This window comes from Meiothermus rufus DSM 22234 (assembly GCF_000423425.1).
In the GTDB taxonomy this organism is placed as follows: domain Bacteria; phylum Deinococcota; class Deinococci; order Deinococcales; family Thermaceae; genus Meiothermus; species Meiothermus rufus.
Genome location: NZ_AUHY01000049.1, coordinates 1 through 21,676 on the forward strand (window position 1 = coordinate 1; position 21,676 = coordinate 21,676).

21 protein-coding genes and 2 tRNA genes are annotated in these 21,676 nt (G+C 59.4%); 13 read left to right on the top strand and 10 right to left on the bottom strand.

Annotated features, from left to right (window positions below; genetic code table 11):
- Position 1: 1 nt before the first annotated feature.
- Complete coding sequence (locus G552_RS16510) at positions 2–1,018, top strand: choice-of-anchor Q domain-containing protein (RefSeq protein ID WP_027883413.1); 1,017 nt, start codon at positions 2–4, stop codon at positions 1,016–1,018.
- Between the two features lies 1 nt (position 1,019).
- Here the strand turns inward: G552_RS16510 and G552_RS0109740 are convergent, their stop codons facing one another.
- From G552_RS0109740 to mobA, 7 genes are all read right to left on the bottom strand, one after another.
- On the bottom strand, positions 1,020–3,749 hold the full coding sequence (locus tag G552_RS0109740) for a PA14 domain-containing protein (RefSeq protein WP_027882868.1): 2,730 nt from the start codon (positions 3,747–3,749) through the stop codon (positions 1,020–1,022).
- A gap of 34 nt (positions 3,750–3,783) precedes the next feature.
- Positions 3,784–5,361, bottom strand: coding sequence for an NAD-dependent epimerase/dehydratase family protein (locus G552_RS0109745; RefSeq protein ID WP_245575170.1), 1,578 nt, complete (start codon positions 5,359–5,361; stop codon positions 3,784–3,786).
- Between the two features lie 9 nt (positions 5,362–5,370).
- Positions 5,371–6,567 (bottom strand): DegT/DnrJ/EryC1/StrS family aminotransferase, encoded by a 1,197-nt coding sequence (locus G552_RS0109750; RefSeq protein ID WP_027882870.1) that lies wholly within the window; start codon positions 6,565–6,567, stop codon positions 5,371–5,373.
- Between the two features lie 416 nt (positions 6,568–6,983).
- Entirely contained in the window at positions 6,984–7,877 is an 894-nt protein-coding gene (locus G552_RS0109755; RefSeq protein ID WP_245575172.1) for a glycosyltransferase family 4 protein, read from the bottom strand.
- A gap of 128 nt (positions 7,878–8,005) precedes the next feature.
- Positions 8,006–9,112 (bottom strand): type IV pilus twitching motility protein PilT, encoded by a 1,107-nt coding sequence (locus G552_RS0109760; protein WP_245575171.1) that lies wholly within the window; start codon positions 9,110–9,112, stop codon positions 8,006–8,008.
- Between the two features lie 122 nt (positions 9,113–9,234).
- On the bottom strand, positions 9,235–9,774 hold the full coding sequence (locus tag G552_RS0109765; RefSeq protein WP_027882873.1) for a hypothetical protein: 540 nt from the start codon (positions 9,772–9,774) through the stop codon (positions 9,235–9,237).
- Between the two features lie 6 nt (positions 9,775–9,780).
- Positions 9,781–10,497: a molybdenum cofactor guanylyltransferase gene (mobA, locus tag G552_RS0109770; RefSeq protein ID WP_027882874.1), complete on the bottom strand. Its 717-nt coding sequence runs from the start codon at positions 10,495–10,497 to the stop codon at positions 9,781–9,783.
- Between the two features lie 59 nt (positions 10,498–10,556).
- Here mobA and G552_RS0109775 point away from each other — a divergent pair, with 59 nt between their 5' ends.
- The 4 genes from G552_RS0109775 to G552_RS0109790 all read left to right on the top strand — a co-directional run bounded on the left by G552_RS0109775 (position 10,557) and on the right by G552_RS0109790 (position 12,952).
- On the top strand, positions 10,557–10,760 hold the full coding sequence (locus G552_RS0109775) for a DUF3248 domain-containing protein (RefSeq protein WP_036270598.1): 204 nt from the start codon (positions 10,557–10,559) through the stop codon (positions 10,758–10,760).
- A 35-nt stretch (positions 10,761–10,795) separates the two neighbouring features.
- Positions 10,796–11,227 (top strand): DUF3809 family protein, encoded by a 432-nt coding sequence (locus G552_RS0109780; protein ID WP_027882876.1) that lies wholly within the window; start codon positions 10,796–10,798, stop codon positions 11,225–11,227.
- 61 nt (positions 11,228–11,288) lie between these two features.
- Positions 11,289–11,966 (top strand): metal-dependent hydrolase, encoded by a 678-nt coding sequence (locus tag G552_RS0109785; protein ID WP_027882877.1) that lies wholly within the window; start codon positions 11,289–11,291, stop codon positions 11,964–11,966.
- A 122-nt stretch (positions 11,967–12,088) separates the two neighbouring features.
- Positions 12,089–12,952 carry a serine/threonine-protein kinase gene (locus tag G552_RS0109790; RefSeq protein WP_027882878.1) on the top strand — a complete coding sequence of 288 codons (864 nt, stop codon included), beginning with the start codon at positions 12,089–12,091 and terminating at the stop codon, positions 12,950–12,952.
- A 6-nt stretch (positions 12,953–12,958) separates the two neighbouring features.
- Here G552_RS0109790 and G552_RS0109795 read toward each other — a convergent pair whose 3' ends face one another.
- Together G552_RS0109795 and G552_RS0109800 are read right to left on the bottom strand one after the other, a co-directional pair.
- Complete coding sequence (locus tag G552_RS0109795; protein ID WP_051195773.1) at positions 12,959–13,888, bottom strand: aldo/keto reductase; 930 nt, start codon at positions 13,886–13,888, stop codon at positions 12,959–12,961.
- Positions 13,889–14,024: 136 nt separating this feature from the next.
- Positions 14,025–15,452 carry an ATP cone domain-containing protein gene (locus G552_RS0109800; RefSeq protein ID WP_027882880.1) on the bottom strand — a complete coding sequence of 476 codons (1,428 nt, stop codon included), beginning with the start codon at positions 15,450–15,452 and terminating at the stop codon, positions 14,025–14,027.
- Positions 15,453–15,529: 77 nt separating this feature from the next.
- Here G552_RS0109800 and G552_RS0109805 point away from each other — a divergent pair.
- Positions 15,530–15,604: transfer RNA gene (locus tag G552_RS0109805), tRNA-Cys, on the top strand.
- Between the two features lie 13 nt (positions 15,605–15,617).
- Positions 15,618–15,694 (top strand) — tRNA-Val (locus G552_RS0109810).
- Positions 15,695–15,896: 202 nt separating this feature from the next.
- Here the strand turns inward: G552_RS0109810 and G552_RS0109815 are convergent.
- A complete protein-coding gene (locus G552_RS0109815) occupies positions 15,897–17,117 on the bottom strand; it encodes a hypothetical protein (protein ID WP_027882881.1) in 1,221 nt (406 codons plus the stop codon).
- A gap of 153 nt (positions 17,118–17,270) precedes the next feature.
- Between G552_RS0109815 and cysC the strand changes: the two genes are divergently transcribed.
- The 6 genes from cysC to cobA all read left to right on the top strand — a co-directional run.
- The gene (gene cysC, locus G552_RS0109820) at positions 17,271–17,813 is read left to right on the top strand and encodes an adenylyl-sulfate kinase (protein WP_027882882.1); all 543 of its coding nucleotides are present in this window, start codon (positions 17,271–17,273) and stop codon (positions 17,811–17,813) included.
- Positions 17,810–18,466: a phosphoadenylyl-sulfate reductase gene (locus G552_RS0109825; protein WP_027882883.1), complete on the top strand. Its 657-nt coding sequence runs from the start codon at positions 17,810–17,812 to the stop codon at positions 18,464–18,466. Before cysC ends, G552_RS0109825 begins: the two co-directional genes overlap by 4 nt.
- Positions 18,467–18,476: 10 nt before the next feature.
- A complete protein-coding gene (sat, locus tag G552_RS0109830; RefSeq protein ID WP_036270600.1) occupies positions 18,477–19,646 on the top strand; it encodes a sulfate adenylyltransferase in 1,170 nt (389 codons plus the stop codon).
- Positions 19,643–20,389, top strand: coding sequence for a sulfite exporter TauE/SafE family protein (locus tag G552_RS0109835; RefSeq protein WP_027882885.1), 747 nt, complete (start codon positions 19,643–19,645; stop codon positions 20,387–20,389). The genes sat and G552_RS0109835 overlap by 4 nt, the downstream gene beginning before the upstream one ends.
- 2 nt (positions 20,390–20,391) lie before the next feature.
- Positions 20,392–21,048 carry a precorrin-2 dehydrogenase/sirohydrochlorin ferrochelatase family protein gene (locus G552_RS0109840; protein WP_027882886.1) on the top strand — a complete coding sequence of 219 codons (657 nt, stop codon included), beginning with the start codon at positions 20,392–20,394 and terminating at the stop codon, positions 21,046–21,048.
- The coding region (cobA, locus tag G552_RS0109845; RefSeq protein WP_027882887.1) for a uroporphyrinogen-III C-methyltransferase at positions 21,045–21,676 on the top strand (632 nt) is incomplete at its 3' end. The genes G552_RS0109840 and cobA, both read left to right, overlap by 4 nt.

The window sequence follows — 21,676 nt, forward strand, 5'->3', positions numbered from 1 at the left end:
TATTCCCAGCGGCCCCACCTACTATGTAGGCCCCGGGGGTAGCAACGCCAACGATGGCAGCCGCCAGCGCCCCTGGGCCACCCTTTCCTATGCCGTAACCCAGCTCAAGCCTGGCTACGTGCTCCGCGTGCTCGATGGCACCTACCCCGAGTCGGTACAGATCACCGTCTCCGGTACCCCTAACCAGCGAATCACTATCGCCTCCGATACCCGCTGGGGCGCTAAGATCAACGCCCAAGGCGCCCTCTTCGGTATCGATGTCCGGGGTAGCTATATCGACATCATCGGCCTCGAGGTCACCAACGCCTCCAACAGCGGCATCATTAGCTGGAGGCCCTTCAACCGCTTCCTCTACAACCATGTCTACAACATCCGTGCCCAGTGTGATACCAACGGGGGAGCGGGGATTAACCTGGGCCTACCTGAAGCAGAAAGTTCTCTCGCTTTGAGTAATTTGATACACGATATTGGCGACCTAAGCGCGGGTTCGTGCACCCGGATTCACGGCATTTACCAGGGGGCACCCCGGGGGGTAGTGCAGAACAACATCGTTTACCGGGCCCGGGGTTTTGGCATCACCACCTGGCATGCGGCCACTGCGGTGGTCATCAGCAACAACCTGTCGTTTGCCAATCTTTACGGGGGTATCTCGGTGGGCTCGGGGGACAACACCCGGGGGAACCGGGCGGAGAACTTTCTGGTGGCCAACAACATTGTGGTGGGCAACCCACGGGGGATCAGTGAGGAGAACAACACCGGGGTCAACCGCTTCATCAACAACCTGGTGTGGAACAATGGGACCAACTGGCGCCTGCAGACCAGCAGCCACCAGGGAAGCCTCGCGGTGGACCCTGGGTTTGTGGAGTTCAAGGCCGATGGAAGTGGGAACTACCGTCTTTCCAGCACCAGTCCGGCCATCGACCGGGGTCTGGGTGAGGCAGCCCCCAGCCTGGACTTTGAAGCCGGTCCCCGCCTAAAGGGTGCCGCCGTTGACTTGGGGCCTTTTGAAGTGCGCTAAATTATGGCAACTGCCTTAAGCGAACAATTTTGGCCTCAGAGGGAACCCCCCGCCCATCCAGCACATACAGCTGGTAGAAGCCTGGGGTAGCCAGATTGGGGCTCTGTGGTGAAGTAAAGCTCAACTCATTTTGGCCGGTGGGGGTAAAGTTTAGCTCAATGAAGCGCTGGCCCATGTTGAAGGCGTGCGTCACAGCCCCCAGAGCCACCATGGTCACGCGTTTCACCACGCTGCTGGGCACGTCGGTCTGCAGGGTATAGGTCTGGCCATAAGCCATGGTTTGGTAGCCCCCCACCTGGGGGACATTTAGGGCCTGAATCTGTGGGCGGGTGGCTGGGGTACCATCGGCATTAAACAGGTACGGCGGATAGTAAATTTCTGCGTTGAGTTGGTTGACCTTCTGCGCATTCCTCTTGCTTTTGTCGCATTCTGGCGCGCCCGGGGGATCATCGCCACCGGTAGCCCCCCCACCCATGGTCAGGATGGTTCCATCGGTTAGGAGAAGAGCGGTGGAGTGGTAAGTGCGGGGGCACTGGGCCTCGGCGGCCGGTTTGAACTTCTCGGTCTTGGGAGACCATATCTCACTTTCGTACACAGCGGTTTCGTTGCTGTAGTTAATACCATCCTCATTGCCACCGTTGACAAAGATGCGGCCATCCGGCATTAGGGTGGCGTTCAGATGGGTGCGCTTGTGGGCCATTGGGCTTACACTCCGCACCTGGATGGTCTGGTTGTTGGGGTTGAGTTCGATGACCTGGGCGGTTTCGCCCCCCTGCTCACCACTGAAGATAACGCTTCCCCCACCCAAAACCAGAATCTTGCCTGGCTCGTACATCACCGAGGAGCCATAGTAGCGGTTGTAGATTTGGGGGTTGAGGTTGATGCTCCCCCATGAGCCCGAACCCGCGGTGTTGAGGTAGTACCAGTACTTGTAGCTACCCGAAAGGAAGACCTGCCCATTGGGGGCCACGTGCACCCAGGGGTAGAAGTGCTCTATAGCCTTACCTTCCGAGCTGGCCCCGGTCAGGCGACGCAGGGTGTTGGCAAAGGGGTTCCATACATCGGGAATTAAGTTCCAGTCGTCATTAACACTATTGCCATTGTGTTGATCCGCATTGCCTCCAATAATCAGCATCTCTTCGTTAGGCAGGGTAATTACGCTGGGGTACCAGCGGCCCTGGGTCATGTTGGGGCCAGGGCTCCAGGTATTGGAGCTAGGGTCAAAGATGTTGGTATGGGTATGGCCAGCAGCAAAACCCCTTTCCTCGCCCGAAGCGCTGTAGTCGTAGCCCAAATTGCCCCCGGCCAGGTAGAGCTTACCGTTGGCGGCCAAGACGTATCCGGAACAAAAAAGGTCGGTTCGGGTATTGTCGTAGCGGGCCTGGCTCTGAGCATCGGTGGGGGTGCCTGGGATCCATACGAACACCTGGGTGGAGGCGTGCTTGCTATAGTCGCGGTAGTTATCCCCCTGGCCTTTGCCTACCGGGTCGAGGCCGTGGAAGGTCATGACGCGACCATCCGGCAACATGACGGCGTGGGTAGCCACGGTAGGCCAGGGCAGCTTGGGGCCAAAGCGGCCTTTGCTAGCCCAAACATGGCGCTTGAAGGCAGTCTGAGGCACTACCTCCTCGTTTTGGCCAGGGCGCGCCCAGTGCAGCCGGATAGCCCCCCTGGGGTCTTGATTGTAGTACTCTAGCTTGAATGGATAAGCCTGCCCACCCGTTAGGCTGATGGTAGCCCGGCGCCGGGCCAAGCCCTGGTCAGCCCAGTTATCGATCAATAGTTGATTGTTGATCCAAAGCCGTACCCCATCATCGGCCAGCAGCGTGAATGTGTAGGTGGCTGTGGTGGGAGAAGTGATTAGGCCGGTCCAGCGGATACTATAGGTATCAACCCCCATGCCGGAAACAGGGGGGGTGCTGGGAAAGTTGTGGTTGATATTGGGTTCAATGGCGCGGAAGAACAACCCGCTGAGATCGGCATTGTCGAAAATCTCCACGTCTAGGCCATAATCCTCGAGGTCGAGGCTTGGCGGTGAAGGAGGGTCGGCAAAGGTATACGCCGTAGGAGTGCAGCTAAAGCCCGGTTCATTCAGCGGTAATGTCTCGAGCTGAAGGCTGGCCGGCGTACTGGGCCCTGCTCCATTTAGAGCGGTCAGCCGGTAGGTATAGGAGGTACAGCTACCCACAGTAGTATCGGTATAAACAGTGGCTTTGGCAGGGAGGGATTCCACTAAAGTAGCAAAGCCCCCCTCGCGTGTTCGACGCTCGAGGCGGTAGCGCGTAACCCCCTCGGGAATCTCCCAGCGTAGCTCCACCTGGGGATCACCACTGGCGCTTAGGCTCGAGGTAGCCCGGAAGTTGGCAGGGGTAGCCGGAGGCTGAAGCGGCTGAGGGGGTACAGTTACGGACACAACCGCCGGAGGGCTGCTACCAGCAGGCCCTCGGGCAGTCAGACGGTAGGTGTAGGTTGTACTGTATTCCACCTCCGTATCGGTGTAGGTAGTAGAGCTAAGGGTAGCCAATGGGGCTACACTACCGCTAACCAGGCCTGTTCCAGGCTGGCGCTCTAGCACATATTCCACTGCTCCGGGCACGGCCTCCCAGCGCAACCGTACCTGGGGCGTGTCGTCAGGCTCAGCAGAGAAATTGCCGGGCGTCGATGGGGGTTTAGGCGTACAGGCTGGCAGAACCAGCAGCATTACAATCAAAAAAACTAAACTTGGCTTCACTACCTCTCACCTCCAAACGCCAGCCTGCCTCCCCTCAGGCTTGCGGCACAACGGCTGGATGAACCTCTTTTTCCTCATCCTTAGAATAAATTTGTTCTATAAGGCTCCTTTCCCAACCCTGGTAGTACTGCTTGACTACATCTGAGGCGGTATCCTCGGTGAGGTACTTAACGTTAGAGTACATGGGGGCCCGGTAGTCTCGCACTTTCCCACTACGAAGAGCATCGATGACCTGCCGGATGCCCTCCTCCACTGTCCAGCGCGGCTCAAAGCCCAAAACATTGCGAATCTTGGAAAAGTCTACTCGGTAATTGCGTCGGTCACCATCGCGCCCCGAGTCAATAAGCTCGGCGTCAGGAACCAGCTTCTTGGCTAGCTCCCCTACCATGCCCAAGGTCATGTTGCCTTCATTGCTGCCGACGTTGAATATTTGATTGTGGACAAGCTCTTTCGGAGCTTCCACCGCCAACATCACCGCGTGGGCAGCATCATCTACATGCACAAAGGGGCGCCATTGGTCGCCACCAAAGACCGTGATTTTTTTCTCTACCACAGCTTTGGCGGTTAGCAAATTGACCACCAAGTCGAAGCGGGTACGCCCCGAGAGGCCATAAATGGTGCCAAAACGCAGAATCACCACGGAGAAATCATCGCTCTGGAGCTTGTGTAGTACCTGTTCGGAGGCGATTTTACTGCGGGCATATAGGGAAACCGGATTGGGTTTGCTGCGTTCATCCAGCACGACATCGCTTGCCCCATAGACAGAGCAGGTGCTAGCGAAAATAAAGCGTCTTACATGCATTCCTTTGGCTATCTCGGCGATGGTACGGGTTGCAACCAAATTGATTTCGATGGTTAGATTCTCGTCCAGAGCACAGGCTGGGTCACCTACTAGTCCCCCTAAGTGCACCACCGTATCCACACCCCGCATGGCCTCGACCACTTTGTCCACCTGGCGAAAATCGGCCTGGATGATTTCCAGGTTGGGATGGTGCAGCACATGAGCAATGGGCTCTTTGCCAAACATCAGCAAGTCGAGCAGCCGCACTTTATAGCCCCTCTCGAGCAAGCGAGGCAGCAGCCCCGAACCGATATAACCCGCCCCCCCAATCACCAAAACCACTCGCTCATCGGAAAGAACTGGGGGTACGGGATTGACCTTGGCTTGGCGTGCTTGCTCAGCAGCAGACCAGTAGTGTACCCAGGCCCTCGAGCCCACAGCAAGTGCCAAGGTAATAACACCACTGAGAAAAATAGCCGAGCGCGGAGGGTCTACCAAAGGCAGCATAAAAACCGCAAAACCAAACAATACGTAGGCTAGGGACACCGCCTGCGCCACAACCAGAATTTTGTAGCGGCTTTGGTAGGCCCGACCCCGGGAATAAAACCCACTGATAGCAAAGACCAAAAAGCTAATCAGCAGGAGAAGCCCCACGTTTTGCAGGTAAATCTCGATATAGGCCCGAAGCTGCCCTGGATCAGAACCATTATAAAAATACAGCAGATGCGCCACCATAGCCGCTGCAAAGCTGCTTGCCACCATGATCTGGTCGGCCACAACCCGCAGCAAGACATCGGGGCTAAACCGCAGTTCCTTTAAATTCTGAAACATAGCCACCCCTCAAGAGTGAATAGAAGCTTCTCGCATAACCTGTTCAACCACATCAGCGGTTACCTGCATGTGCTCCATGCTCAGGGTGGGGTGCACCAAGAACATCAAGGCGGTCTCCCCCAGCTCCCGGGCCACCGGAAAACGCTCGGCTGGTTGCCAGCCCCGGCGGGTAAAGGCCTTTTCTAAATAGATCTCGCTGCAACTCCCGGTCATACAAGGAATACCCGCCTCGTTAATGGCTTGCATAATTCGATCCCGGCTCCAACCTGGCTTGAGCATCTCGGGACGCACGTAGACGTAGTACTTGTAATAAGCATGATACAGCCCGGCAGGCACTTCCGGTACCCTCAGGGCCGGAATTTGGCGGAAGCGCTGGCTGAGGTAATGGGCATGCATCCGACGCTTCTGCACCCAACTATCCAGTTTGCCCAGGATGACCCGGCCAATCGCCGCTTGAACCTCGAGCATCCGCCAGTTGGTACCAAAGTCCTCATGCAGCCAGCGAAACCCCGGCGGGTGCTGACGGTTGTAGACCGCATCGTAACTTTTACCGTGGTCTTTGAAGCTCCAAGCCCTATTCCACAGCTCATCGTCGTTTAGGGTGAGCATGCCCCCTTCACCGCCGGTGGTTAGAATCTTGTCCTGACAGAACGACCAAGCCCCTGCATGCCCAATGGAGCCTACGCTTCGGCCTTTGTATTTAGCCCCGTGGGCCTGGGCACAGTCTTCGATGACCCACAGATTGTGCTTGCGAGCCAGCTCCATGATAGGGTCCATATCGGCAGGCCAGCCCGCCAAATGCACAACGATGATGGCCTTGGTGCGAGGGGTGATGACCTTCTCAATGGTCTCAGCCGTGATCAGGCCGCTCTCCCGATCAATATCGGCAAATACCGGCTTAGCCCCCCGCATCACCGCCGCGCTGGCTGAGGCGATGAAGGTACGTGGAGTGGTGATGACCTCATCCCCCTCTCCCACCCCCATCGCATACAGGGCTAGCTCAATAGCCACAGTGCCGTTATGCAGGGCGATAGCATGCTTGGTTCCCACATAGCTGGCGAATTCACGCTCAAAAAGACGCCCTTCCTGACCTGTCCAGTAGTTGACCTTGCCCGACTGAAGCACCCTAACCGCAGCTTCTATTTCATCGGGCTCGAAATGAGGCCAGGGGGCAAAAGGTGCAACGGCAACTGGGTCTTTCAGCATCTGCGCGCTCCTTCGCGGGTAGAGACATTTGCCTCTATGTACTGGGGAAGTGTAGGACAAAAGCCGTTATGGCCGCGTTATCTCAAAACAAGCGCGATGCCTACTTGCATTGTCCTCTTCGTTACGCTCAGCCGCAAGCTTTTCTATTAGCGCAACACAGCGGTAACGTGGTTCATAACGATTCTCGTCGAACAAGCAAAGTTCTACTGGCCGGAAAAGCAGCGCTCAGAAGGGCGCTTGGAGCCATTGCCTTCCACCTCGTTACAAAGCGTCCGTAACGCAGTGTTACGAGTTCACGGTTCATCCGCCCTACGCACGGCTACCCTTTATGACCAATCCTGTCCCTTACTGTGATTTATCCGCAAAAAGCCTTCTTGCGCGAGCGTAAGCCGCCACTCGCCAGGGGCATCTATCGCCTAAAGCGAACCCAGCCTGTACGCCCACCCGAATAAAAACAGCAGCAACAAGATGGCCAGCAAGGCCCCAAGCCCTAAGGCCACTTTGCTGATCAGCAAACCCAGCCCAACCAGAAAAGCGGTCAGCATCCAAATAATAAGTACGGTTTTGACAGGGGCCCGCACGTAAAGCTGATCGAGCCGGTCGTAGGTGTGGTCACGATCGCCGTCAAAAATAGGCTTGCCTCGGCGCCAGCGCCGAATAATGCCCGCCAGCATGTCGAAGATGGGAAAACCCACCATCACCCCAGCAGCCAGAAAAGCAGTAAGGCCCTGGGTTGCGGAATGCATAAGCAGTAAAGCCAACAGATAGCCAATGGAAAGACTGCCGCAATCACCCATAAAACTCTTGGCTTTAGGGTAATTCCACAGCAAAAAACCCGCCAGACTGCCCACCAGCACCAGCGCCAGGGTAGCCTCGAGCTGCAGAGTCCACAGCAAGGCGGCCAGGCCCGCCGCCGAGATCATGGCGCTTCCAGCAGCCAGTCCGTTCATTCCATCAATCAGATTTACCGAGTTGGCCATTACCGGCACCAAAAGCACCCCCAGCGCCAATCCGATCCAACCAAGGCTGCTCCAGAAGTGCAGGCCCAACAACACCCCAGCCACCAACTCAGCCGCCAGGCGAACCTTAGGCGACAGACTGTAGCGGTCGTCGAGGGCACCGGTAAGGGCAATCAGCAGCAAACCCCACAAGGCACCCCCATAGAGGCTACCCGTGTAGCCCCCCCAGAGGGCAATAGCTGCCACGATGCCTACGCCACCAAAGCGCGGTGTGGGCTGGCTGTGAATCTTGATGGCCCCAGGTGCATCCACAATACCTAGGGCTCGAGCCAGAGGAATAGACAAACCCACTAAGAATGCCGATGAGGCAACTACTGCAGGCAATAACCACTTAAGCACATTTCCCTCTCTAGGGCTTTCTCAAGATCAGGACACTTATCCAGCCCGTTGAAGCAATTCCCTTTTTACAAAACCCACCTTCATTGGGGACGCCGCATGCCTGTTACTTGTCCCGCCGCCGCACCGGCCAAGCGGGCAAACTCCTTGGGATCCACTGCACGCGACTGGCCCATCTCATAGGTAATGAGTTTGCGCTTATAGAGATCGGCCAGGCAGGCATCCATGGTGATCATGCCGTACTGGCCACCGGTCTGGATGACGCTGACCAGTTGATGGCTTTTGCCCTCTCGAATGAGCGCTCGCACGGCCGGTGTGGCTATCATGAGTTCATAGGCCAGCACACGACCACCCCCAAAGGCCTTGGGCAAGAGCTGCTGGGTTAGAACGGCCACCAGGTTGTTGGAAAGCTGTACCCGCACCTGCTCCTGCTGTGACTCGGGGAAGACGTCGATAATACGGTCGATGGTCTCGGGAGCGCTGTTGGTGTGCAAAGTACCCATCACCAAATGTCCGGTCTCTGCAGCGGTAATGGCCGCAGCAATGGTTTCGAAGTCGCGCATCTCCCCCACCAGAATCACATCGGGGGCCTGGCGCAGAACCGAGCGCAACGCCTTGTGAAAGCCGTGGGTATCGGAGCCAATTTCGCGCTGGTTGATAATGGAGGACTTGTGACGGTGGAAAAACTCGATGGGGTCTTCGATGGTTACGATATGGCAACGCTTGCGCTCGTTGATATAGTCGATCATGGAGGCCAGGGTGGTGGACTTGCCCGAGCCGGTAGGACCAGTCACCAGCACCAGGCCCCGAGGGCTTAGGGCTATCTCAGCCACGTTTTTCGGCAGGCCCAGCTCCTCAAAGCTTTTGACGTTGGAAGGCACTACCCGCAGCACCGCACCCACGCTGCCGCGCTGCAGGAAGACGTTGACCCGGAAACGCCCTTTACCCGGCAGGCTGAAGGAGAAGTCCAGTTCTTTCTCCTCCTCAAAAACCCGCTGCTGCTTCTCATCCATCAGGGCATAGGCCAGGCGGCGGGTTTCCTGGGGCGTCAGCGGCTCGTACTCGGTGGGGTGGAACTCGCCGTCAATCTTGACCATGGGCGGTAGACCCACCGTGACCACCAGGTCACTGGCGCTACGGTCTACCGCTAGGTTGAGCAGATCTACAATATCCGGGGCTTTGGTGGTCATGGGCATCTCCAATCGTCTTTCCTAGAATACGCCAACCAGGTACCCGGCCATGTTCATATAACCCACCCGCCTCTCTACATCGCCGAGAGGACGAACACCCCCCTGGCCCAGTCCGCATTGAGCTACTTGGCCCCCAGGTACTTGAAGTAACGTTCACGGGTAATCATGCCGTGGACGGTATTCCCATCCGCCACGAAGACAACCTGGTGCTGGCGGAAAAGCGAGCCCAACTCGCTGGCTGCCGTTTGGCCCGAAACCACCGGGGCCTCATCCCAGGGCACCAAAGAGTCGGCAATGCCGATGACCCCTACCGGCTGCCCCTCCTCGACCAGTACAGCAATGCTGCCTTCGAAGGATTGCAGCGCGCCGATGACCGGAACCGCTCGAGCCAGCTTGCGGGCTGAGGTAGGCGCGAAAAGCCCCGCGGAAAGCAGGGTGGTGGTGGTTACGTTAACCGCGCGCTTGGCGATCCACAGGGAAAGGGTAAAGACCAGCAAAAAGGCTAGGCCCTCGAGGATACCGAAGAAATTGAACCCCTCCCAGCCGAACTGGCCCCGGCCTCCCAAGGCCAGATGCATCAACCCAGAAACCACCAGCCCGGCAATTAAAGCCGCTAAATAAGCGATTAGACCAGCAAGGCGTAGATCGCGAACCGTTCGCATTCGCTCCTAGTTTACAGCCTCGAGCCAGCGCAGGTCTTCTTCCTTGTCGATATCCACGCCCACCTCGGCAAAGGGGGTGATGAGCGCCCTGGCTGGCCCCCCAATCATTTGGGAAACCCGGGCCTCCAGACCAGGGATATCGGCCCGGCCCGTGAGTACTCGAAACAACGTACCCCAGCCAATCAGGCTTGCTAGCGCCAACGGTCTTTTGCGCAAAGCTATGGCTCGCCTGAGCAGGGGCAGCGCGGTGAGAAAGACCTGCTTGTCTAGGATGGCTATATTCCCACCCGTAAAAGAACCCTCCCGCACGCGGGCATAGGTGCGGCGCATCCCGGGGAAACGCTGTTCGATGGTGGAGCGGGGAATAATGGTATAAACGAAGCCTGCCTCGGGAGCTTGTTGCAATACCCAGCGCACCGCTTCTACGCTTAGAAAAGGCATATCCCCGGTGGCCACCAAAAGGCGCTCTCCTTTTGCGGCTTGGACACCGGCCTCGAGGTTGGCCAAGAGACTGCTTTGATCAGGCAAAAACACCTTGGGCAAAGGGCGGAGCGGCGCCTGGGGGCCTACTAGGATAATTGCCAACCCCGCCTGATCCAAAGCCTCGAGGGTGTACTCCACCAGAGGGCGCCCCCGGTAAGGTATCCACGCCTTGCTCGCTACCCCATACTTTTGCGCTAGGGGGTCTTGTGCACTGCCCCCAGCCAGCACAATGGCTTCCACGAGGGTAGTCTACCAAGGCACCCTTTACCCAAACCCCACAACCCGCTACTCTGTGGGATGTGGAGGACCTACTCGAACGGCTGGGCAACTACCTGGTCTGGCGCATCGGCAAAGCCGAAGGAGAGGAAGTGCTGGTCGTGCGGGTGGGCCTGGCCAGCGCCACGCCGGAGTTTAGCCAGCTTTCCCGGTTGCGTAATGTGAGCGATGAGGAGATCGAGCAGCTCGCCAGAACCGGGAAACTACGGGTAGAGTGGGTCAGCTAGGGCCCACGGCGTTGTGGGCAGCCTAGGCTAGGTTTATGGTTTTGGAAAAATCGTTCCAACTTCGCTTGGCTGAGCCGCCCGAGCACCTGCTACAGCCCGAGCGGGTCTTTGCCCACAAGCCACCCTTTAAAGCGCTAACCCGCCAAGGCCACACCCTTCAGGGCTACCTAGTTGCCGAGGCCCCGCTGCTGGGGGAGCTGCACTTCCCCTTCCGCAGTCAAATTCATCCCCAGGGCCAAAGGGCCTACCTGGAGGCTCTGCCCCTGCACCAACCCCCAGCCTTCTGGGCCGAGCTGGAGGGCAGTGGCCGCGTGGTGGAGGGGGGAATTGAATACCAGCTCACCCTCCGCATCCACGCCACTTGGCCTCAGGGGGAAAAGTGGGGGGGGCGGGCCTTGGGACGGCTGGCCGAAGCGGCCTTTGAACGCCAGGTAGAGCGTGTACTGGAGCAGCTGATCAAACCTTGAGCAAAGAGCCTATCAGCCCTAAGGGCTCGGGGCATATACTGAGAAGGTCGGAGGTAAAACTGTGGTCGAGGTAAAGTATCTGGGACACTCCGCTCTTCTGATACAAGAGGGTACTACCCGCATCGTGGTCGACCCTTTCCTTAACGGAAATCCTAAAGCCGCGGTCTCTGCCGAAGAGATCGAGGCCGACCTAATCGTGCTTACCCACGCCCACGGCGACCACTACGGCGACAGTGTAGCCCTATCCAAACGCACCGGGGCCCCCATCGTCTCCAACTATGAGATCGCTTCTTACGCCGAGAAGCAAGGGGGCAAAAGCATTGGCATGAATCTGGGAGGCACCTACAAGTTCAAGGGGGGCTGGCTGAAGTGGTTCCCCGCCTGGCATTCCTCCTCGTTCCCCGACGGCACCTACGGGGGGCTGGCCCAGGGCTTCGTTCTACAAATAGGCGGGAAGCACATTTACGTAGCCGGCGATACGGCGCTTTTCAGCGATATGACCCTGGTCGCCCCCTACAGCATAGACCTGGCCGTTCTGCCTATCGGGGATCACTTCACCATGGGGCCCGACGATGCCCTCGAGGCCCTTCAGCTCACCAAAGCTAAGCAGGTGCTGCCCGTCCACTACAACACCTTCCCCCCAATTGCCCAAGACGGGGACGCCTTCGTTCAGCGGGCCGGTCTGTTGGGGGTAGGAGGGAAGGCCCTGAAGCCAGGGGAAAGTTTAACCCTTTTGTAACGCTCTTTATGTGGTAATAATCACGGCCTCCATTCGCTTTTGCGAGCAAAGGATGCCGTGGTATGCTCGGCAAAGCTGTGGTTGGGAAGAACGGCCCCTCGAGTACTGGAGTGAGAACCCCCATGGACTACCGTCGACTGACCCGCCAAAACTTCAGGCTAGAGATGCTGCTGGGCCTGGGGCGGTCGGCACAGGTGTACCTGGCCCAGGCCCCCGATGGCACTAAGGTAGCCCTCAAGGTTCCACGTCGCGAGGTGCGGGAAAACCGTGCCCTGACCGAACGTTTTGCTCAGGAGGTAGCCCTTTCCCTTAGTCTCCAGCACCCCAACCTGGTGCGGGGCCTGGCGGGCCGCCCGGAAGGGGAAGGGGCTTTCTTGGCCCTGGAATACTTTGAGGAGGGCACCCTCGAGGACAGGCTCAAACAAGGCCCCCTTGGCCGCGAGGTAGCCCTGGAGTGCCTGTGCCAGATTGCCGAGGCCCTCATCTATCTGCACGACCACGGCATCGTACACCAAGACGTCAAGCCTTCCAACATCTTTATCGCCGGGAATCAGTTTAAGTTAGGCGATTTTGGGGTAGCCAAGACCCGCGAGAATCCCAAGCCCCTCGAGCGCGCCGGCAGCCCCTTCTATATGGCCCCGGAGCTGTTCTTGGGCGAGCAGGCCACCCCCGCCTCCGACGCTTACTCCTTTGGGATACTGGCCTTCGAGCTTTTGGTGGGCAAACGCCCCTTTGTCGGCGAGGCGTTGGAAGACCTTAGCCACGCCCACCTACACCGGATACCCCCTGCCACCAACCTGCCCCCCCAGCTCGACCGGATCGTGCGCAACCTCCTGGCCAAAGACCCAGTCATCCGCGCAAACCTGAAGGCTTTCCTCCAGACGGTGCGCGGCGCACCATCCCGCAAGCCCGAAAGCAACAAAAACCCCGCACCAGGGAAACCCCCCAGACGGAAAAGCCTGCTGGACTTCTTCCGCAAGCGGTGAAGCGCATCAGGCGCACTCCACGCTCACGGCGTTGAGTAGGGTCATGTCATCGTCTGTAAGACGGAGCCGTAGGGCCCCCGCGCTATCCTTGGCCTGCCGGGCGTTTTTGGCCCCAGGAATGGGCAGGGCTCCCTTCTGAATGCACCAGCGCAGGGCCACCTGGGCCGGCGTAGCGTGGTGTCTTTGGGCGATAACCTCGAGGGCCTGCAGAATGGTGGGTATGCTGTCTTTACGCGCTAGGTAACGTCGGGCCCGGTAGCGACCTGGAGGGGGGTTTTCCAGGCTGTATTTTCCGGTCAGCCAGCCCATCGCCAAAGGGCTGTAGGCCATAGGCACGATACCTTCCAAAAGCATATCCCGTAGCAGACCCGAACGCTCGGGGCCACGTTCGAGCAAGTGGTACTCGATCTGGTTGACCGATAGGGGCACCCGGTGCTTGGCCAGTACCTGGGCGACCCGCTCGAGCTGGGATAGAGTGTGGTTGGAAACCCCTACTGCCCGGGCCAGCCCCTGCTCATAGGCCTCGGCCAGCGACTCGGCCCACCGCTCGAGGGGCACCGGCCGCCAGGGCCAGTGCAACAGGTAAAGGTCAACCGCCGGCATCTGCAAGCGCTCGAGGCTCTTTCGCAAAGCAACCAGTAGGCTCTTGCGGGAAAGGCGCCAGGGATAGGGAAACATCTTGCTGATGACCATAGGCTTAGGCTCGTGGGTATGGTAGTACTGGCCCAGGAGCTTTTCCGAAAAGCCAAACCCATAGACCTCGGCCGTATCAAAAAGTCGCACCCCAGCCTGAAGCGCGGCTTGGTAAGCCGCTAGAGTGTCGTCTTGTTGGTAGCCTTTACCGTAACCCCAAATCAGCCGATCCCCCCACTGCCAAGTCCCAATGCCCAAAGGAGGAACGGGCAACAACCCCTTCATCTGAATGTACTCACCCATACCCATTCCCTAGCGAAGAAGTAAAAAATCTGCGAACCCCTACTTTGCGCCAGTAGTCTACACCAGCCTAAGCCCTTAGAGGGTAGGTTCAGCCTACTTCCCTAAAAGCCCGTATCCGTGGTTTGCAGGGCACTTATTAACGGGTCACCTCGAGGTAGGCATCCTGCAAGCGCTCCACAATGACCTCGAGGCCCTTCTCAATGGCTCGGTCTAGGTTGTCCGCGGCGATAAGGGGCACCCCGGCCCCCTTGGCCAGCTCTACCAGGTGCTCTTGAATCAGGCGAATCTGCTCGAAGTGCTGCGCATAAACCCGGCTCGAGCGCGAGCCTTGAGTTTCCCGCTCGCGCAGGGCAAAGCGGTCACGGTGCAGGTTCTCGTCCTCGAGAACCAACATCATGGGAATCTGTATAACCTCGCTTTGGTACTGGTGCGACATATACCCCGGCACCACATGCACCCCCTCCACCACCAGCGAGGTTTTTTCCTGGGCGCTCCGCTCCTGAATAGCCCGTAGCCCCACCGCTACCCGGGAGACCTGGTCACGAAAACCTTGCATCACCAAAGCTGGGTTGGGCTGGTCGGTGTAAGGGGTGGCCAGGGCCTGCCAGGAGTTAAAGCTACTGGTGTGCAGCGTGGGCAACAGATCCTTGGGGATGGTGGCCCGCAGGATCTCCCGAACCGCATCGGTGGAAATCATGCGGGTAATGCCCAATCGGTAGGCCAGCGCCGAGGCCAGTACGCTCTTACCTACCCCCGCCACTCCGCCAATCAGCAGGTGCACCGGCTTTACCGCCCGGCGAACGCTGCGTAGGAGAAGATACCGGCGGGCCACCTCCTCTCCGGCCTCCTCCATTAACTCTTCTGAGACCACACGGCGTAAGTGGTCACGGGTGACCACCGTCGAGCCAGCCTCGCGTAGGCGACGCTCCACATCCCGGGCCAGACGGTAGGCCAAATCCGGCGATAGCCCCACCGCCATCACCGATTGGGCCAGCACGCCTTTGGAGAAAGGCACCCGCGGCTCGCCCTCGGCCTCCTCCACAAAAATCTCCCCTGCCAAAGCCTGCCGCCCCGCGTAGCGCCTACGCGCAGCCGAACCAAAGAGCCTTTCTATCTCAGCCACAATCCGCTTTTCCAGCTCGGCGGAGGCAATCGAACGCACCCCACTTGTGCGCAGCCGATGTTCTACTGAACGGGCGATGGCCTGGGCCTCGCGCATGGAAAACCCCGCATCCTCCAGGCTGCGGGCCAGCACCCCCTTGGAGAAAGGCCGGCGACGGTACCCCTCCTTGACCACAATGTCTTCGAAGGCCTGGGTCTGGCCCCGCAACTTCTCGGCCAGCTCGAGGCCGAAGTACTTCTCTACCTCCTGAATCAGCATTTTTTTGAGGGCTCGGGCAGAAATTTCCGGTCTCTTGCGGCTTTTGAGCTGCTCCTCGATGCTGTGGGCCACCGACAAAGCCGGCTCCATCTCAAGCCCTGCCATCATCATGGATTCCACCAATAACCCTTTAGAAAAAGGCCAGCGAAAGCCGCCAGGGGATTTGATGTAGACCTCGCGCACAGGTCCATCGTACTGCAAAAGCGTTTGACACTCTTTCGGGCAAATGCTAACCTAGCTTTTGCTTAGGCTACTGGCGCGGCGCTGTAGCCAAGTGGTAAGGCAGAGGTCTGCAAAACCTCCATTCACCGGTTCGAATCCGGTCAGCGCCTCCAAAACATTGCCCTTGGGCGCGTAGCTCAGATGGCTAGAGCACTACCTTGACACGGTAGGGGTCGTTGGTTCGAGTCCAATCGCGCCCACCACGTCCAGACGAGAAACCCCCGTTATGCAAAGACTACATAACGGGGGTTTAGTGCAATACCTCAGTTCAAGACTCGGGGGATAGGGCCCAGCAGCTCGCTCAGGGGCAGGGCTACCTCCTCCGGCGCCCAGTGGGTAGATACAGGGTCTGGGTTCCTGACCCGCAGGTAACACCCCACAGGGGGAGGGTCAGGCCCCTTTCGCTTACCGCTGGAGCAGGGTCAGGGTGTAACTGTAGGTACGGCTCTGCCCGGGGGGCAGGGTAAAGCGCAGGCGGTAGCCCTCCGGTATGCGCTCGAGGCCCTCTCCCTCCAGGGTGAAGGGCTGGGGCATCCGCTCCTGGATTTCAACTTCAACGGGATAAGCCTTGGGGTTGCGAATACGGGTGGTCACGCGGAAGCGGTTGCGGGCTTGTTGTTCTACCTGCCGTGTGGCCCGGCCCTCGGGGTCGGGGCCCAGCAGTAAAGCAACCGGGTAGCTTTTGGCCGTGTCCCCCATGCTGGCCTGCCCTACAAACACCTCCTGCTGGCGGACGCTCACCACACCCGCAGCCAGGTTCTCGGGTGCGGTGAAGCGGAAGCCCCGCATAAAGGCTAGTTCCCGCTCCGCACTGAAGGCTGCCTGCAAACGCCAGAGATAAGCGGGTTGTACTCGAGCCCGCACAAAGGGCACTTCGGTGAGGCCAGGCCCTAGAACCAAGTCACCCAACAGCCTGTAGCGGTAAGTCCCCGCTGCCTCCCCTACAAACGCCGCTTCATCCGCATCCGCAGCAGGAGGGGCCTGCAGCATTCGGGCTTCAGGGCGGGAAACCAGCCCACCGTAAACGCCTGCAAGTAGGGGCACACGGCCCGCTACTAGCTCCACGCGGCCTAGCCGGAGGGTTTGGCCCAGGCGGTTTTCCAGGGTAGCCCAGCCGACCAGCTCACCATCGTCCAGGGTGTAGTGCAGGCTCCAGGTGAGGCCCCGGGTCAGGTAGGCCAGGGTAGCAGCACCCGCCCCCTGATAGCGGAAAACAACCCTGGGGCCAGGGGGGTTAAATCCGCTTGTATCGGGGTAGGCTACCGTTCCAGGCAGCCCCACCAAGTAGCGCCCCTCGTAGAGGTACAGGTTCTGCTCTGCGCTTACCAAAACAGCCCTGCGCCACTCTCCCTCCCAGTAAAACTGCACCTCCTTGCCCACGTAAGCCGCCAGAACATTGGGCTGCGCCGGAGACTCTATCTGACGGGAGCGCTCGGCAACCCCCAGCATCCGCAAGGTGCCTGGCACCAGGCTTTGAAACAAGACTTCGCTAGGTTCCCAAACCCACTCCGCAGGAGGGAGATTTAGTGGCTGGCGCAGCTCGGCAAAACCCCTATAAACGGTGGCTTCCTGGGCCAAAGCAGCCCCCAAGAGCAACATAGCTCCCATCCAGAGCGGTTTCAGCATGGGCCTAGTAAACCACCCTGGTGCTTCTTGCAGGTGAGAAACGGTTTATTTTAGCTTTAGGGAGCGAGATGAATCGAATAGTTTACAAATTTTATCATTTATGCTAGTTTGTCCCCATTCGGGCTTCTGCCCGAAAGGAGGTGGGATAGGTTTATGACCTCTACAGGCGCAGTTATCTGGTTCACTGGCCTTTCTGGCGCAGGCAAAACCACCTTGGCCCGAGCCCTCGAGGTCTGCTTATATGAGGCCGGGCACAGGGTTGAACACCTGGACGGAGACGCCGTACGCGAGCACCTTTCCAAAGGGCTGGGCTTTAGCCGGGAAGACCGCGATACCAACGTGCGGCGGATCGGCTTTGTAGCCAATCTGCTGGCCAAGCATGGCGTCATCGTGCTGGTCAGTGCCATTAGCCCCTACCGCGCCACCCGCCAGGAGGTACTGTCCCAAGCCCCGCGGAAGCTCGAGGTTTTCGTGGACGCACCTTTAGAGGTTCTGACCCAACGCGACGTCAAAGGGCTCTACGCCAAAGCCCTACGGGGGGAAATACCCCAGTTCACCGGCATTTCCGACCCCTATGAACCCCCCCTCCTCCCCGACGTGCACCTACGCACCGATCAACAAAGCCTACAAGAGTGCCTGGAGGTGCTTTTACAGGCAGCTGAGCGAATTGGAATCCGTACCCGGGTGAGGGCATGAACTGGAAGGCTGAAACCGATCCCCGGGTGGTCATCGCCTGGGCCCTCGAGCATTACCCTGGCCTACTGATGACCAGCGCCTTCAACCTGAACGGGGTGGTGCTCCTCGAGCTGGCTGCTCAAGCCGGTTACCGGGGGGAGGTGGTCTTCGTAGACACCGGCTATCACTTCCCCGAAACCCTACAAACCCGTGACCGCTTGCAAGAGCGCTATCCCCAAATGCACTTCGTAACCCTGAAGGCCAATCTACCCGAGGAAGCCTGGGGTAAGGAACGCTACCGCACCGACCCCGATGGTTGCTGTGCAGCGCGTAAAGTAGCCCCGCTACGTGCTTACCTGGCTCAGAAAAACCCCCCAGCCCTGCTCAACGCTCGCAGCCGCGACCAAGCCAAAACCCGTGCCCACTTGGGCTTCCTCGAGCCAGGAGAACGGCTGCGTATCAATCCTTTGGCCTTCTGGGATCGCCCGGCCCTCGAGGCCTTTGCCAAAGCCCACAATCTTCCGGTAAACCCCCTGTACTGGTCTGGTTTCTTTAGCATTGGCTGCTGGCCCTGCACCCGTGCTGTGCGCCCTGGTGAGGAGGTTCGAGCGGGCCGCTGGGCAGGCAGGGGCAAAACCGAATGTGGGTTGTGGGAAGGCGACCAAGCGCTATAGGAGTTTTTTTATGGCTTCAAACCTTACAAAACTTATAAGCTATGCCCCCCCCTCTCCCCATGGCGGCAACCTGATAGAGCGTGTTCTACCGGAGGAGGAAGCCCAAGCCTACACCCACCTACCCGCCATTGTGCTCTCCGCGCGGAGCTATGCCGACCTCGAGCTCATCGCCACCGGGGTTTACTCTCCCCTAGATGGCTTTATGGGCCAGGCCGATTACCGCAGCGTAGTGGAACACATGCGGTTGCAAAACGGTCTGCCCTGGAGTCTGCCCATCACTTTGGGTATCAGGGCCGATGAGGCCAAAGCGCTTCAGGGTAAGGTGCGCCTGGTCTGGCAAGGGCGAAACGTGGGCTTGCTGCAAATCGAGGAAAAATATATACCCGACCGCCACAAAGAGGCCCTCGAGGTCTACCGTACCACCGACCCGGCCCATCCTGGGGTGGCTGCCCTTCTGCAACAGGGAGAGGTTAATCTGGCTGGGCCCGTCTGGCTGTTTGGCCTGTCCCGTGGGGCCTTCCCCGAACACCATTACACCCCAAGCGAAACCCGCGGCCTCTTTGCCCAGCGGGGCTGGCAAACAGTGGTGGGCTTCCAAACCCGCAACCCCATCCACCGGGCCCATGAGTACCTGCATAAGGTGGCTTTAGAACAGGTAGATGGGCTGTTCCTTAACCCATTGGTTGGCAGCACCAAGGAAGACGATATCCCCGCCTCCGTACGCATGCAGGCCTACCGGGTACTTTTAGAAAACTACTACCCCAAAGAACGGGTGCTGTTGGGGGTCTATCCTGCCGCCATGCGCTACGCCGGGCCACGAGAAGCCATCCTACACGCCATCAGCCGCAAAAACTATGGTTGCACCCATTTCATTGTGGGCCGCGATCATGCCGGGGTAGGTTCCTACTATGGCCCCTACGAGGCTCAGGAAATCTTCTCGGCCTTCCGACCAGAGGAGATCGGCATTCACATCCTCAAGTTCGAGCACACCTACTACTGCACCCGATGCGCCTCGATTGTCTCCCCCCGTACCTGTCCCCACCCTCCCCTGCACCACCTGGTGCTTTCCGGAACCAAGGTACGCACGTTGTTGCGCCAGGGGGCCCCCCTGCCTTCGGAGTTCACCCGGCCTGAGGTAGCTGAGGTGCTACGCCAAGCCTACCAGGAGGTAGAGACATGAGCGAGGTGCTCATCGGCTTCTTTATCGCCCTCACCATCGGGCTGACCGGGGTTGGAGGAGGCACCATCACCGCTCCGGTGCTTATTCTGTTCCTGGGTCTCCCGCCAGAGGTAGCGGTAGGCACTGCTTTGCTGTTTTCTTTTATTGCCAAGGTGCCGGCTGGCGCCATCTACTGGGCCCGCGGCCTGGTGGAGCCTCGAGCCTTGGGCCTACTGCTGCTGGGAGGAATACCCGCTGTGGTGGCTGGCAGCCTGTTACTCAACCAGCTCAAGAGCCAAAAAGATCTGGTTCTGGCGGTCATCGGAGCCACCATCATAATCGTAGCGTTGTTCAACCTGCTGCTAACCCACCGCTTTTCCCCCCGGCGGTTTCCCCCCTGGGCGATAGTCTCGCTGGCAGGGTTCATTGGCCTCGAGGTGGGCTTCTCTTCGGCGGGAGCCGGGGCCCTGGGCACGCTGTTGCTGCTAAATGGTACCCGGCTAGCCGCACAAAAAGTAGTGGGCACCGACATCTGGTTTGGGCTGGCCCTATCTGGCATCGGGGGTGGACTACACGCTGCGCTGGGCCAGACCGATGGGCCCCTGCTTCTAAAGCTAGCCCTAGGCGGCCTGCTGGGCTCGGTCAGCGGTGCCTTTCTAGCCCAACGGCTTAGTCAGCGCCCCTTCCGAATAGGGCTATTGCTGTGGCTGGTGTTCATCGGGGGAAACCTGATTTACCGCAGCATTCCCAACCTGGTGAGGTAAGGATGGGCTACTTTCCCATAATGCTCGACCTGCACGACAAGAAGGTGCTCTTCATAGGCGGGGGCTTTGAAACGGAGAGCAAGGTACTTCGGCTGCTGGAAGCGGGGGCCCTAGTGACGTTGCTCTCCCCTCTGGCCCACCCTGCCCTAGAAGCCCCCCCCGCCCCGGAGCGGCTGACCTGGCTGCGGCGAGGCTACCAGCAAGGCGACCTGGCGGGCTTCCAGCTCTGCTTCGCCCACCCCCCCGACCGTTCGCTCAACACGCTCATCGCCCAGGAGGCTCGTGAACGGGAGGTGTGGCTCAACGCGGTGGATGACCCAGCCCACTGCGACTTCATCCTGCCCGCCGTGCATCAGCAAGGCGATCTGCTTATCGCCATCTCCACCAGCGGGGTAGCCCCGGCCCTAGGGGTGCGCATCCGGCAAAGGCTGGCCCAGGAGTATGGCCCGGCCTACGCCGAGTACCTCCGGCTCCTGCGAACCTTCCGCCCCCTGGTGCAGCAAACCTACCCCCACGACTTCGAGGCCCGCAAGGCCGCCTGGTACCGCCTGGTGGACAGCCCAGCCCTGGAGCACCTAGCCCAGGGGGAGGTGGAAACTGCCCGACAGCGGCTGCTCGAGGCCCTCCATAACCAGGCTACGCCGGAGGTGGCCTTGTGAAACGGGGCAGGGTGTACCTGGTAGGGGCCGGCCCAGGTGACCCTGAGCTGCTAACCCTCCGGGCCCTACAGGTGTTGCAGGAAGCCGAGGTGGTGCTCTACGACCGCCTGGTCAGCCCCGCAGTGCTGGAGCTAATCCACCCCCTGGCCGAACGGGTCTACGTGGGCAAGGAACCCGGTGAGCAAAGCGGAGTGCAGCAGCGCATCTTCCAGCTACTGCTCCACTACGCCCACTCCGGGCACAGGGTGGTTCGGCTCAAAGGGGGCGATCCCATGGTCTACGGCCGTGGGGGGGAGGAGTGGCTGTTTCTGGCCCAGCAAGGCATCGAGGTTGAGTTAGTGCCTGGCCTCAGCGCTGCCCTGGCCCTACCCGGCCTAGCCGGCATCCCCCTCACCTTGCGCGGGGTAGCCAGAGGGTTTGCGGTGATCTCGGGGCATACCCAAGACGGGGTTCTGCCCGATCTCACCGCATACGCCCGGGTGGACACCCTGGTGGTGCTGATGGGGGTGGCGGGGCGGGCCCAGATCGCCCAAAATCTCATCAAGGTCGGGCGAAACCCCGAAGAACCGAGCGCCTTCATCGAAAAGGGGGCCACCCCTGAAGAACGGGTGGTGCTGTCCTCCCTAGA

Excerpts from the sequence above, each read along its gene's own strand:
- G552_RS0109760 (WP_245575171.1), bottom strand. The coding sequence starts at position 9,112 with ATGACCACCAAAGCCCCGGATATTGTAGATCTGCTCAACCTAGCGGTA.
- G552_RS0109825 (WP_027882883.1), top strand. The coding sequence starts at position 17,810 with ATGAACTGGAAGGCTGAAACCGATCCCCGGGTGGTCATCGCCTGGGCC.
- sat (WP_036270600.1), top strand. The coding sequence starts at position 18,477 with ATGGCTTCAAACCTTACAAAACTTATAAGCTATGCCCCCCCCTCTCCC.
- G552_RS0109795 (WP_051195773.1), bottom strand. The coding sequence starts at position 13,888 with ATGGGTGAGTACATTCAGATGAAGGGGTTGTTGCCCGTTCCTCCTTTG.
- G552_RS0109790 (WP_027882878.1), top strand. The coding sequence starts at position 12,089 with ATGGACTACCGTCGACTGACCCGCCAAAACTTCAGGCTAGAGATGCTG.
- G552_RS0109815 (WP_027882881.1), bottom strand. The coding sequence starts at position 17,117 with ATGCTGAAACCGCTCTGGATGGGAGCTATGTTGCTCTTGGGGGCTGCT.
- G552_RS0109765 (WP_027882873.1), bottom strand. The coding sequence starts at position 9,774 with ATGCGAACGGTTCGCGATCTACGCCTTGCTGGTCTAATCGCTTATTTA.
- G552_RS0109835 (WP_027882885.1), top strand. The coding sequence starts at position 19,643 with ATGAGCGAGGTGCTCATCGGCTTCTTTATCGCCCTCACCATCGGGCTG.
- cysC (WP_027882882.1), top strand. The coding sequence starts at position 17,271 with ATGACCTCTACAGGCGCAGTTATCTGGTTCACTGGCCTTTCTGGCGCA.
- G552_RS0109840 (WP_027882886.1), top strand. The coding sequence starts at position 20,392 with ATGGGCTACTTTCCCATAATGCTCGACCTGCACGACAAGAAGGTGCTC.
- G552_RS0109750 (WP_027882870.1), bottom strand. The coding sequence starts at position 6,567 with ATGCTGAAAGACCCAGTTGCCGTTGCACCTTTTGCCCCCTGGCCTCAT.
- G552_RS0109745 (WP_245575170.1), bottom strand. The coding sequence starts at position 5,361 with ATGTTTCAGAATTTAAAGGAACTGCGGTTTAGCCCCGATGTCTTGCTG.
- G552_RS0109780 (WP_027882876.1), top strand. The coding sequence starts at position 10,796 with ATGGTTTTGGAAAAATCGTTCCAACTTCGCTTGGCTGAGCCGCCCGAG.